Source organism: Actinomycetota bacterium (assembly GCA_030776725.1).
Lineage (GTDB): Bacteria > Actinomycetota > Nitriliruptoria > Nitriliruptorales > JAHWKO01 > JAHWKW01.
This window is the reverse complement of the sequence record JALYHG010000230.1, coordinates 1-12,541: the sequence shown is the minus strand read 5'-3', so window position 1 is coordinate 12,541 and position 12,541 is coordinate 1. Positions and strand designations below refer to the sequence as shown.

General features: G+C 71.4%; 9 protein-coding genes. 4 read left to right on the top strand and 5 right to left on the bottom strand.

Annotation, left to right across the window (positions count from 1 at the left end):
- Positions 1–66: 66 nt before the first annotated feature.
- Entirely contained in the window at positions 67–945 is an 879-nt protein-coding gene (locus M3N57_11195) for a glycosyltransferase (GenBank protein ID MDP9023233.1), read from the top strand.
- Here M3N57_11195 and M3N57_11190 read toward each other — a convergent pair whose 3' ends face one another.
- From M3N57_11190 to fabA, 3 genes are all read right to left on the bottom strand, one after another.
- A complete protein-coding gene (locus M3N57_11190; protein ID MDP9023232.1) occupies positions 946–1,233 on the bottom strand; it encodes a hypothetical protein in 288 nt (95 codons plus the stop codon). It abuts the gene before it with no gap.
- Positions 1,234–1,369: 136 nt separating this feature from the next.
- Positions 1,370–2,239 carry a glycosyltransferase gene (locus M3N57_11185; protein ID MDP9023231.1) on the bottom strand — a complete coding sequence of 290 codons (870 nt, stop codon included), beginning with the start codon at positions 2,237–2,239 and terminating at the stop codon, positions 1,370–1,372.
- A gap of 29 nt (positions 2,240–2,268) precedes the next feature.
- Positions 2,269–2,784, bottom strand: a complete 516-nt coding sequence (fabA, locus tag M3N57_11180) for a bifunctional 3-hydroxydecanoyl-ACP dehydratase/trans-2-decenoyl-ACP isomerase (protein MDP9023230.1) — start codon at positions 2,782–2,784, stop codon at positions 2,269–2,271.
- A gap of 153 nt (positions 2,785–2,937) precedes the next feature.
- Here fabA and M3N57_11175 point away from each other — a divergent pair, with 153 nt between their 5' ends.
- Positions 2,938–7,734 (top strand): NAD-glutamate dehydrogenase, encoded by a 4,797-nt coding sequence (locus M3N57_11175; GenBank protein MDP9023229.1) that lies wholly within the window; start codon positions 2,938–2,940, stop codon positions 7,732–7,734.
- A gap of 66 nt (positions 7,735–7,800) precedes the next feature.
- On the opposite strand, the gene M3N57_11170 is transcribed toward M3N57_11175, so the two are convergent.
- A complete protein-coding gene (locus tag M3N57_11170) occupies positions 7,801–9,660 on the bottom strand; it encodes a cation:proton antiporter (GenBank protein MDP9023228.1) in 1,860 nt (619 codons plus the stop codon).
- Between the two features lie 80 nt (positions 9,661–9,740).
- Between M3N57_11170 and M3N57_11165 the strand changes: the two genes are divergently transcribed.
- The gene (locus tag M3N57_11165; GenBank protein MDP9023227.1) at positions 9,741–10,688 is read left to right on the top strand and encodes a mechanosensitive ion channel family protein; all 948 of its coding nucleotides are present in this window, start codon (positions 9,741–9,743) and stop codon (positions 10,686–10,688) included.
- Here the strand turns inward: M3N57_11165 and holA are convergent.
- Positions 10,657–11,601: a DNA polymerase III subunit delta gene (gene holA / locus M3N57_11160; protein ID MDP9023226.1), complete on the bottom strand. Its 945-nt coding sequence runs from the start codon at positions 11,599–11,601 to the stop codon at positions 10,657–10,659. The two genes, M3N57_11165 and holA, sit on opposite strands and share 32 nt — an antisense overlap.
- Positions 11,602–11,866: 265 nt before the next feature.
- Between holA and M3N57_11155 the strand changes: the two genes are divergently transcribed.
- A partial coding sequence (locus M3N57_11155) for a hypothetical protein (GenBank protein ID MDP9023225.1) occupies positions 11,867–12,541 on the top strand: 675 nt, incomplete at its 3' end.

The following is a 12,541-nucleotide window of genomic DNA, read 5'->3' as shown; positions in this document are numbered from 1 at the left end:
CGTCACACAGCGTTCGGCTTCCTTGCGGACAGTGACCTCCCGGCGTCGTCGGGTGGTCGTGGCAGCGTGAGTGGTCGGGGGCCCGCGACCACCATCGTGGTGGCGACGCGTGACCGGGCCGGCCAGGTCCTGGCCACGCTCACCCGCTTGGTCGGGCGAGAGGACGCCGCCGCGGTGATCGTGGTCGATAACGGATCGTCGGACGGGACCGCCGCGGCGGTACGCCGCCGGTTCCCCGACGTGACGGTCGTGGCGCTCGCCGAGAACCACGGGGCGGCGGCCCGCAACATCGGCGTGGCGGGCGCCACCACACCGTACGTGGCGTTCGCCGACGACGATTCGTGGTGGGCGCCCGGTGCGTTGGCGCGTGCCGCGGAGCATCTCGACGCGCACCCACGGTTGGGCCTGGTCGCGGCGCGGATCCTGGTCGGCGGCGGTGACCGGCTGGATCCGACGAGCGTGGAGATGGCGATGAGCCCGTTGCGGACCGGCGACGGCCTGGCGGCTCCGGGCGTGCTGGGGTTCGTGGCCTGCGGGGCGGTGGTCCGTCGCACCGCGTTCTTGTCGGTCGGTGGCTTCCCGGCCCGTTACGTCATCGGCGGGGAGGAGGAGCTGCTGGCGTTGGACCTGGCGGCGGCCGGCTGGGAACTGGCGTACCTCGACGACGTCGTCGCGCACCACGACCCACACGACAGCTCCCGTCGCCGTCGGTTGTGGCTGACTGCCCGGAACGACCTGTGGACCGTGTGGTTGCGACGACGCGGTATCACGCTCGTCCGCGCGACCGGCGCTGCGCTCGGCGACGCGGCACGCGATCCGGTGTCGCGTCGGGGGCTGTTGGCCGCGCTGTCGGGTCTGCCGTGGGTGTTGCGTGCCCGGCGGCCGCTGCCCTGGCCGGTGGAGCGTGCGCGGCGTCGCGTGGAGGATGCGCCGTCGCGGTGTTGATCAGTCGCCGTCCCGAGCGATGAACTTGAAGAACCGGCTGACGTCACCGTCGGCGGTCTCGTCCTGGTAGAGGAACGTCAGGTTCTCCTCCTCGAACTTCTCGAAGAAGCGGTCCCACGAGATCTCGTCGAGCTCCTCGGACCCGGCGCCGACGTCGGGGAACCAGATCCGCAGGATGCCGCTGCCGTCGGCGGCGGTACCGCGGACCTGGGCGGGCCGCCCGTCGCGCTCGTCCGCCCAGCGGCGGATGGTGTCGTGGTCGGTCGTGGTCTTCGACTCACCAGCCATCGGTCCTCCTCCGTTTCGTCCGTGCCCACAGTGGAGCCTGGAAGCGTCGCCCCGGGCCTCCGCACTGGTCGAACGGTCGTCCGGGCGGGCTGGCCGCGTCGGTGGTCTCCGGCCTCCGCGACCGCGGCGCTCCGCATCACGAGACGTAGCGGCGGGCCTCGGAGGCGTTCTGCTGCTCCTGGAGCGCTCGCAGCCCACGTTCGACGTGCGGCGGGACCCGCTCGCGCTCACGGACGATCCACGGCAACCCGCGGACGGCATCGGCGAACGCCGCGAGCGACACCCGGTCCTTGGGCACCTGGCGGGCCAGCGTCAGCGTTCGTCGCATCGCCGCCGGGGCGGGGCGGCGCAGCCACGTGAACCACAGGGTGTTGCGGATCCCGCGCCGGCGTCGTTGATGCGCGTCACGACTGGTCGATGCGCGGTGGTGGACGGTCACGTCCGCCACGTACCGCATCCGCCAGCCACGCGACACGAGGTCCGCGCCCAGTAGCTCCTCCTCACCGTCGAGGAACAGGCGCGGCGCGAACCCGCCCGCCGCCAAGAAGGCGCGACGGCGGATCACCGACGCCCCGGCGAGGAAGCTCAGCAGGGGAGCTCCGGGCACATCCTCGTCCGCTGGGAGGGGGCTGGCCGCCATCTCCTCGGAGATCGCGTCGACCTCGCCTACGGGTTCGACGATGATGCGTCCGTTGACCACCGCGAGCCGCGGGTGGGCGTCCATCAGTCCGATGGCCCGTTCGAGCGAGCCGGGCGCCCACCACGAATCGTCGTCGGCGAAGGCCACGTACGGTGTCGTCAGGTGTCGCACGCCGATGTTCCGCCCGGTGGCGCCGTGGTTCTCGGCCAGGGACACCAGCGTCACCCCCGGGAAACGTCCCCGCACCGCGGCGGCGGTCCCGTCGCTCGAGCCGTTGTCGACCACCACGACCGGTGGCGACTCCGGGAGCGACACCAGACGAGCGAGCGTCTCGAGCAGCTCGTGGACCCGTCCGTGGGTGATCATCACGATCCCGACGCGCGGCCCCGGCGCGATCAGAACTCCTGGGGGTCAGTGAACAGGCCGACCTTGAGGTCGGTGGCCGTGTAGATCTCATCGCCGTCAACCTGCAGCGAGCCGTCCGCGATCCCCATGGTCAGCGCGCGGCGGACCACCCGCTTGATGTCGAGACGGTAGGTGACCAGGCTCGCGTCGGGCAGCACCTGGCCGAAGAACTTCGCCTGCGCGCAACCCAGCGCCCGTCCCTGGCCTTTCTCCCCGGTCCAGCCGAGGAAGAAACCCACGAGCTGCCAGAGCGCGTCGAGACCGAGGCTTCCCGGCATCACCGGGTCGCCGGCGAAGTGGGCGTCGAAGAACCACAGATCCGGGTGCACGTCCAGCTCGGCTACCACGGCACCGTTGTCGTACTTGCCGCCCGCATCCGAGATGTGGGTGATCCGGTCGAACATCAGCATGCCCTGGATCGGCAGCTGAGGGCCGTCCGGCCCGAAGAGCTCACCGTGGCCGCAGGCGACCAGCTGGTCGCGGTCGAAGCTTTCCGTTCTGGTCATCGGGCACCTAGCAACTCGGGACCGTGCGCTGCCGCGGTCGGTGTCAACTGTAGCCTTCGTCGCGTCAGCGGCCGTCGCCGTGCCCGGACTCCGGCCGGATCGCACCCGCCGTCCAGTAGCGTCGCCAGCTGACCGTCAGCACGGGGGTCGGTGATGAGCGACGCTGGGGCGGCGGCGCTGCTGCGGCACCTCCAGGAGCACGTCGACCCGGCCCGGGTCGGACTCGCCCGTGACTTCACCCGGCTCCTGCTGCGTCGCGCGACGGACCTGGCGCTCGACACGATCGACCCCGCGTCGCTGGCTTCGGAGATCGCCGAGACCTTCCGGTTCGTGGCCGACCGACGCCCCGGCGAACTCGCGATCCGCACCACCATCCCGCAGGTCTGGCTCAACGGGCCGAGCCTGCCGGGCACCGTCGTCGAGGTCTGCACCGAGGACCGGCCCTTCCTCCTGACGACGATCACCGAGGAGCTGCACCGCCTCGGTCACCACGTCGTGCGCACCCTCCACCCGGTCCTCGGCGTGGAACGCGACCGGTCGGGAGCGCTGACTGCCGTCTCCCCGGCTCGCGGCACGCCGTCGCGTGAGGCGCTGATCCACGTCGAGCTCGACGAGCGTCTCACCGCCGACCAGCAGCGGGAGGTGCGAGAGGCCCTCCGCCGCGTGCTGCACGACGCCATCGACGCCACCACGGACTTCCCGCGGATGCGGGAACGGGTCGAACGACTCGCGACCGAACTCCGCGGTCAGGCGGCGCGCGGCGTGCTCGCTGACGAAGCGGGCGAGGTCGCCGCCTTCCTCGACTGGCTCCTCGACGACAACTTCCTCCTGCTCGGCAGCCGCGAGTACGAGATCGTCCACGGCGACGACGGCGCCGAGGGGGTCCGGGTAGTGGCCGGCTCCGGGCTCGGGATCCTCGCTGACGACGACGCCTCCCGGTACGCGCGCACGGTCCCGTTGACGGAGACCGACGAGCGCTTCCACGAGCGGCACGTGAGTGATCGCATCCTGACCGTCGCCCGCAGCCACCGCACCAGCACGGTGCGCGAACGCGCCCGCATGCTCAACATCTGGGTGCAGCGCGTCGACGACTCGGGGCGTCGGGTCGGCCAGTTCCGGGCGCTCGGTCTGTTCGCGCGGAGAGCCCACTCGGTCCCGTCCGCCAGCATCCCGGTGCTCCGCCGGAAGCTGGCACAGATCATCGAGGCGGAGGGCATCCCGGAGAACTCCCACGACGAGCGGGCCCTGACCGCGCTGTTCCAGGCGATCCCCAAGGATGAGCTGTTCGAGCTCACCGCCGACGAGCTGCACGACACGCTGCTGGGACTGCTCCGGGCGGAGGAGCGCCACGAGATCACGGTGCGTCGGCGCGTGGATCCGGCCATCGGGGAGGTCTCGATGATCATCGGGGTCCCCCGTGACCGCTACGACGCCCGCTTCCGCGAACAGGTGGAGCGACTGCTGATCGACCGCTACGGCGGGAGCGGAGTGGAGGTTCATCTGTCGCTCGGCGAACGACCACAAGCGGTCGCACGGTTCTCGGTGCGGACGCCGCAGCGTGACATCCCCGACGTGCCGCTGCGCGAACTCGAGGCGGAGATCCGATCACTGGCCCGGAGCTGGCTCGATGAACTGCGCGATGTGCTGATCGCTCGGGACGGCGAGCCGGAGGGCCGCCGGCTGCTACGCGAGTACGGCCGGCGGTTGCCGGCCACGTACCAGGAGCACAACGCCCCCGACCCGGTCGCCGCCGACGACATCGCAGCCCTGGATCGACTGGTGCACTCTGGCGAGGATCTGGACGTCCGTCTCCACGGCGACCCCCTGGCCGGGAGTCGGCTCACCCGACTGAAGGCGATCAAACGCGGCCACGGCATCGAGCTGTCGCGGATCCTGCCGATCCTGGAGAGCCTCGGTCTCACGGTCACCGAGGAGCTGCCGTTCCGCCTGACGGGGGACGGCATCGAGTTGCACATCCACGACTACGGGGTGCGCCACGTCGGCGCGTCGGTCGACGACGACGCCGACGGTTCGCGCCTGGCGTCGGCCGTGCTGGCTGCTTGGGGTGGTCGTCTCGAAGTGGATTCGCTGAACCGGCTCGTCGTTCGTGCCGGGATCGCGTGGGAGGACCTGGCTGTGCTGCGTGCGTACCGCCGTTACCGGCGGCAGGTGGGCACCGTGTACACCGCCGACTACATCAACGACGCGCTGGTCGAGCATCCGGCCGTCTCGCGGGCGCTGGTCGCGTACTTCGACGCGCGCTTCGATCCCGACCGTCTCGCTTCACCCGACGACGTCGACGCAGCCCGTGATCGCGTCGTCGCAGCGCTCGAGCAGGTGCAGCGCCTCGACCATGACCGGATCCTGCGGGCCTTCCTCGCCCTCGTCGACGCCACGCTCCGCACGAACCGTTACCGCCACGGCGTCAGCGGACGGCTGGCGTTGAAGTTCGACAGCGGTGCGGTCCCGCAGGCACCCAAGCCCGTCCCGCACTGCGAGATCTTCGTGTACGCCCCGTCCGTGGAGGGCATCCACCTGCGGGGCGGGCCGGTCGCACGTGGCGGGGTCCGCTGGAGCGATCGTCGCGACGACGTCCGCACGGAGGTCCTGGGGCTCATGCGGGCGCAGGTCCTCAAGAACGCCGTGATCGTTCCGACGGGGGCCAAGGGCGGTTTCGTGTTGAAGCGGCCACCCGCCGACCGCCAGGCGTTGGCCGCGGAGGTCGAACGGCAGTACCGCACGTTCATCCGAGCGCTGCTGGACGTCACCGACAACGTGGTCGGCGACGAGGTCGTCGCGCCCGACCGGGTCCGTCGCCGCGATGGTGACGACGCCTACCTCGTGGTCGCCGCAGACCGTGGCACCGCCACGTTCTCGGACATCGCGAACGCCGTCGCCGACGAGTACGGCTTCTGGCTGGGTGACGCCTTCGCGTCGGGAGGATCGCGGGGCTACGACCACAAGCGGCTGGGCATCACCGCGCGGGGAGTGTGGGTCGCGATCCGGCGCCACTTCCACGAACTCGGCATCGACGTCGAACACGAGCAGATCACGGTGGCCGGGATCGGGGACATGTCGGGCGACGTGTTCGGCAACGGGATGCTCCAGTCGTCTCCGATCCGGCTGATCGCCGCCTTCGACCACCGCGACATCTTCCTCGATCCCGACCCCGACCCACAACGCGCGTTCACCGAACGCCAGCGTCTCTTCGGTGACCCGCGTCTGAGCTGGCAGGACTACGACCGAGATGCCATCAGCGTCGGCGGAGGCGTGTGGTCGCGCGACGAGAAGTGGATCCCGCTGTCGCCGCGGCTGCAGGAGCTGCTCCGCGTGGACGCTGGCCGCCTCCCGCCGCCGGCCGTCGTCCGTGCGATCCTCGAGGCGCCCGTCGACCTGCTGTTCGCAGGCGGGATCGGCACGTTCGTCAAAGCCTCGCACGAGTCGAACAGCGACATCGGTGACCGCGCGAACGACGAGATCCGCGTCGACGCCCGCCGGCTCCGGGCCCGTGTGGTTGCGGAAGGCGCCAACCTGGCCGTCACCCAACCGGCGCGGATCGAGTACGCGCGCCGCGGTGGGCGGCTCAACACCGACTTCATCGACAACTCGGCCGGCGTGGACCTGTCCGACCACGAGGTCAACCTCAAGATCCTGCTGCGCCTGGTACCGGCAGGCGGCGACATCACCTCCGCGGACCGCGACGCTGTCCTCGAGGCGGTCGTCGAAGAGGTCGTGGCCGCGTGTCTGCGCGACGTCGAGCTGCAGACATGGCTGCTGTCGTACGAGGCAGCGGTCAGCCCGTCACGGATCGAGGCGTACGAGGCGCTCATCGTCCACCTGGAAACGACCGGCACGCTCGATCGCGACGTCGAAGCTCTCCCGACCACCGAGGCGATGGAGGAACGTCGGGCGGCGGGGGCCGGGCTGACGCGACCGGAGCTCGCGGTCATCCTCGCGGCCACCAAGCGCGACCTGTCGGCCGAGCTCGTCGGGTCCCAGCTGCCCGACCAGCCGGCGCTGAACGAGGTCTTGGCTGGGTACTTCCCACCGCTGCTCGCGGAACGGTTCGGTGGCCTCCTGGACCGTCACCGGCTGCGGCGCGAGCTGGTGGCCACGGTCATGTCCAACGAGGTCGTCAACCGCATGGGGATGACGTTCGTGCACCGGCTCGCGCGGGAGCTCGGCGCGGAGCACGCGACGGTCGTGGCCGCGTGCTGGACCGCGCGGAAGATCGCCGACGCCGAGCGCTACTGGGACGCGCTGGAAGACGTCGATCGCCGGATCGACCCGATGCTCGCGATCGAGTTGAAGGCGGGTGTGGACGCCATGCTCGAGACGCTCACCCGCGAGTACGTGCGGTCAGCGGAGCTGACCGAGGTCGCGGCGGTGATCGCCAGGGATCGGCCAGCGTTCGAGGCCCTGGAGGCCACGGTGACCCGCGCGTGGGAACGGCGCTCGGACCCGCCGGACGTTGCACGGTTCGTCGACCGTGGGCTGCAGGCGGACACCGCCAGGTGGCTGCTGGCGGTCAACGACCTCGACATCGCACCGGACGTCGCGGGTGTGGCCAGGGCGTTGGGGGAGCCGCCGGCGGATGTCGCGGCGGTGTTCCTGGCGCTGCGCGAGGAGCTTGGCCTCGACCGGCTGCGGCGGCTCCTCGACCGCGCCGTTCCGCGCGATCGCTGGGGGCGCTGGCACGTCCGCGGGCTCCGCGACGACCTGCGCGGCCTGCATCGGACGGCGGCGCACCGTGCGCTACGCGAGCATCGCGGAGGCCCCGCGTACGATGCGGTCCGGGCGTTCATCACCGACCGGCAGGACGCGGTCGCACGCAGCGCCCGACTGATCGATCAGGCGGTGGCGGAAGAGGGCTCGGTCCGGCTGGACGCGGTCGCGGTGGCGGTCAGAGCGTTGCGCGAGGCACTGCAGTTCCCGTACCGGCCCGCCTGATCGTGGCCGTCGACAGCACCTCGTGACGTCCGCACCGCGGCGACCCCCCGCCACGCGACGAGCGGATCACTCGAGCACCTGTTGCCGCTCGTCCTCCTCGACGCGGTGCACGACCACGACGTGGTCACCGGAGATCAGTTCGTCGACGAGGACGAACGGGATGCGGTCGTGGTCGCGGACCACCGTCAGCGGGAACGCGCTGCGGCCGCCGCGGAGCCGCTCCAGGAGCGCCTCCGCGTCGGTGTCGTCGTCGACATGCAGCGTTTCGATCCTCGCACGGTTCGTGCGGAGCAGCTGATCCCACTGGCCGACGTCGACGGGGGCGTCGAGCATCGGCTCCGCGCCCACCTCGTCCACGATCGCACCCAGGGCTTCGCTCATCGTGGCGCCTAGTGCGACACGAACGTTGGGAACCAGGAAGTCCTCGCGCGCCCGCTGTGCCGCCAGGACGTTCACCTCGAAGTTCCCGGTCAGAGCCAGGAGCGTCCCAGCTTCGTCCATCCCACTGCGGCGGAGCGCATCCTCGTGCAGAGCGTCCGCGGTGATCGCGCTCAACCCCTCGCGTCGGGCGACGCCAGCCACCGTCGGGTTCGAGTCGATCAGGGCCACGCGCCGCGACGGCGTCAGGCTGTGCGCGAGCGCCCGCGCGACCGGACCGGCTCCGACGATCACGACGCCACGGCGCCGCTCCTCCGAGCGTGCCAGCTCTCCGTGGCGACGCAGCCACTCGACCCCGAGTTTCAGCAGGACGGGGACGCTGGCTGTCGTGGCGATCGCCATGAAGACCAGGATGGTGAAGATCTCGGTGGAGATCAGGCCCCGCTCCAAGCCGATGCCGGCGACGATGATCTCCACCGCGCCCCGCCCGTTCATCGCTGCGCCGACGGTGAGGCCTTCGCGCAGACCGTGGCCAGTCGGCAGGTAGAACAGGGCGGTCCCCACGACCTTCCCCAGGGTCGCCACCGCGATGATGGCGACGAGGAGGGCGAGATCGGTGTCGAACACGTCCAGCGTGATCTCGAAGCCCACGGTGACGAAGAACACCGGTGCCAGGAAGCCGATCGACATGTCGTGCACGTACTGGCTGACCGCGTGCGTCGCCCGATGGCTCAGGACGCCTTCCCGGAGGTACATGCCGGCGACGAAGGCGCCGAGGATGGCGTGCAGACCCGCCAGCTCGGCGAGCTCGGCGAACCCGAGTCCGACGGTGAGGATGATCGCCAGGTCCAGGGCCCGATCCGAGATCGCGCTCGTGGTGAGGCGACGAGTCATCCATGGCAGCACCCACAGGCCGAGAACCGCGGTGACCGCGAAGAAGCCCACGACCTCCGCGGCAACCAGGACGGTCCCGCCGATGTCGAACCCTCCGACCTCCACGAAGCCGATGATGGCCGCGAACATCACCAGCGTCGTGGTGTCGGACAACAACGCACCGGCCATCAGCACGTACGCGATCCGGGTGTCCAGCAGGCGGAGATCCACGAGGATGCGGGACTTCGTCGCGAGCGAGGTCACCCCGACCGAGATACCGACGAACAGACCCTCCAAGACGGAGCCGCCGAACAGCAACACGGTGACGTAGCCCAGTCCGAAGGGGACGATGAACCCTCCAGCGGCGGCGAGGAGGCCCGGGACCGACGCCCGGCGGAGATCACGCGGATCGATCTCCATGCCGATGTAGAGCATCATCAGGATGATGCCCAGCTCGCCGATGACCTCGAGGCCCGCGGCCGGGCGCAGCAGCCCGATGACCGCCGGCCCCAGTAGGATCCCTGCGAGGAGTTCCCCCAGGATGGACGGGTACCCGACGCGTGACGCGAGCCGGCCGGCGGTCCACGCCACGAGCAGGACCAGCAGCAGCTGGGTGAGGTTGATCGGCGGCTGGCCGCCCGCCTCGGCGGCCACCACCATGGCGGCTTGGTTCATCGACTCGCGTCGGGCTGACGGTGGCGGCGGCCTGTTCGCGCCGCCATGCTGCGTTCAGCGACCACGCGAGGAGCGCCCCCTTGGATGCTGTCTCGATCCTCGCACACCAGACACCCGGCGACCAGCTGAAGGACTTCTGGCACGCGGTCCGCGACAGCGACTGGACCGCTGCCGGCGTCGCCGTGGCGGGCGAGGCGGCGGTCGTGGTCGGCGTGCTCGCGGCGACGGCGGTCGTCGCGTTCGTCTCGCGTCGGCTGGTTCGCCGCTGGGTGAGCCGGGCCACCGCCCGTGGGCTGGCCAGGTCGAAGGATCCCGGCCGTCACAGGCGCGCTGAGCTCCGCGCCACCACGCTCGGCAGCGTCCTGGGAGACGTCCTGACGGTCGTGGTGTGGGCCGCGGGGATCATGACCGCCGTGGGCACGGTCGGCTTCAGCCTGGGACCGCTGCTGGCCGGGGCGGGGATCGCCGGTGTCGCGATCGGGTTCGGGACCCAGAGCCTGGTCAAGGACTTCTTCACGGGGTTCTTCATCCTGCTCGAGGACCAGTACGGCGTCGGTGACGTCATCCAGGTCGACCCGGACGTGGCCGGGTTGGTGGAGGACATCAGCATGCGCGTGACACGTTTGCGGTCCCTGGACGGCACGGTGTGGTTCGTACCCAACGGGGAGATCCGCCTCCTGGCGAACCGGTCCAAGGAGTGGGCGCGGGCGTTGGTCGACTTCCAGGTCGCCTACGGGGCCGACCTCGACAACGCGATCCAAGGCATCGAGGAGGTCGCCGCCCGTCTGCGTCGCGACGCCGAGATCGGAGCCAAGATCCTCGAGGACGTCGAGATCCTCGGCGTCGAGATGCTGGGGGAGTCGGGTGTGACGATCCGGACGTTCATCAAGACCCTCCCGCTGGAGCAGTGGACGGTCAGCCGCCGCTTCCGTCGTGATGTCAAACGCGAGTTCGACGCCCGCGGCGTCGAGATCCCCGTCCCGCACCGCAAGGTGATCATCCAAGACGAGGGGTCGCCAGCTCGATGACGGCGATCTCCAGCGTGAGATCGCCCGGAAGATCGGAACCTTTCAGGTCCAGGTCGGCGCGGCACAGCCGGTCGTGGCACCAGGGCAGTTCGCCCGGCGAGAAGCGGCGCGCATTGCGGAGCAGATGGCGGTGGTTGGCCGGAGACACGCCGGCCTCGTCGGGCGAGGCTCCACCCCGGACCTGTAGGAGCTGACGGAGCCGGAACGCGATCGCGCCGAGCACCGCCAAGGGTTGTTCGCCGCCGTCCAGCGCCCCCCGCAGCGCCAGGATCGCGGCCGCGGGATCGCGGTCGGCGACCGCGTCAGCGACGGGGAACGCGCCCCGGTTGCCGTGCCCCTCCACCACCGCCTCGACCTGCGCGGGGGAGATGCGACCGCTCGGGGGAGTGGCCGCGGCCACTTGCGCGCACTTCGACGCGATCGTTGCGGCATCGGTCCCGGCGTGCGCGAGGATCGCCGCGACCGCTGCCGGGTCCGGATCGCGATCCAGGCGGCGCAGTTCGGTCTCGACCAGCTGTTCCCACGCTCGCTGGTCCCACGGACGGGGAGCGCGGACCATCTCGATCCGCGCCCCGGTCGCCTGTGCGCGCTTGAACAGCCGCTGCCGGCGGTCGGTGCTCTCCGCGACCAGGACGAGCACCGATCCCGTGTCGGGCGCCTCGAGGTAGGCCAGGACCTCGTCGAGGGCTCCGCCCGACAGCCGATCCGCGTCGCGGACCACCACTGCGCGGGTGCCGCCGAACAGCGACGCGGTCCGCAGCTCCGGGAGGCCCGCGAGCTGCGAGCCGTCCACCTGCTCGACGTGGGTGTCGGGGCGGTCTGCGCGCAGCTGGGCCAACAGCCGCTCCAGCGCCCGTTGCAGCAGCAGCTCGTCGTCGCCGGCGAGCACGTGCACGGGGACCGGTGGCGCCATGGGCGGCAGCGTATCCGCGTGACGGCATCAGGCCGGGCCGCGGCGGCTGCGGCGGCGCCGCGGCAGCGTACGCCGCACCGACGGCTGGGACCTCGACGCGGACCGTCCCGTCGCGGTCGGTACGGCGCACCAGCGCCCCGGCATCGGTGAGGGCCTCCAGCACCTCGTCGCGGGGGTGCCCGTAGCGGTTGCGCCGACCGACGGAGATGACCGCCACCGGGGCGCGGGGCGCAGTCAGGAACGCTGGATCGCTGGTCGCGCCGCCGTGGTGTGGGACTTTGAGGAGCCCGGCGCGCAGCAGGTGCGGGGCGCGGAGCAGGTCGGTCTGCGCCGCACGTTCCACGTCGCCGGTCAGCAGCGCCACGCGTGCGCCGTAGGAGATCCGCAGGACCAACGAGGTCTCGTTGGGCTCGCTGTCCGCCGCGCGGTAGGGCCGTCCCGGCGGGGGCCCGAGAACCTCGACCCCGACGGGCCCGATCGTCGTGCGCTGCCCGGCGACAGGTGTCACGACCGGCACGGCTGCGCGCGCGGCGCGGCGGAGCAGGCCGGCCACCGACGGGAGGTCGCTGTCGAGCGCGGGGACCCAGACCGCGCCGACCCGACCCTGGTCGAGCACCGCGGGCAGGCCGTCGGCGTGGTCGGCGTGGGGGTGGGTCAGGACGACCAGGTCCAGATCACGCGTGCCCGCGCCCCGCAGCCAGCGGGCGGCCCGCCCGTCGGGGCCGCCGTCCACCAGGATCCGCACGCCGGGCGCATCGACCAGCAGCGCGTCACCCTGCCCGACGTCGATCGCGGTCACGACCAGTGTGCGGGGCGGGACGCGCAGCCCGACCGCCGGGACGACGGTCGCGACCGCGGCAGCGGCAGTCACGACGGCCGCCAGGCGCCGGCCACGGCCGGGCAGCAACACCCACATTGCCACCGCGAGGGTGGCCGCGAC

Coding starts and splice junctions, on each gene's coding strand:
- M3N57_11190 (MDP9023232.1), bottom strand. CDS start 1,233: ATGGCTGGTGAGTCGAAGACCACGACCGACCACGACACCATCCGCCGC.
- fabA (MDP9023230.1), bottom strand. CDS start 2,784: ATGACCAGAACGGAAAGCTTCGACCGCGACCAGCTGGTCGCCTGCGGC.
- M3N57_11170 (MDP9023228.1), bottom strand. CDS start 9,660: ATGAACCAAGCCGCCATGGTGGTGGCCGCCGAGGCGGGCGGCCAGCCG.
- M3N57_11185 (MDP9023231.1), bottom strand. CDS start 2,239: ATGATCACCCACGGACGGGTCCACGAGCTGCTCGAGACGCTCGCTCGT.
- M3N57_11175 (MDP9023229.1), top strand. CDS start 2,938: ATGAGCGACGCTGGGGCGGCGGCGCTGCTGCGGCACCTCCAGGAGCAC.
- holA (MDP9023226.1), bottom strand. CDS start 11,601: ATGGCGCCACCGGTCCCCGTGCACGTGCTCGCCGGCGACGACGAGCTG.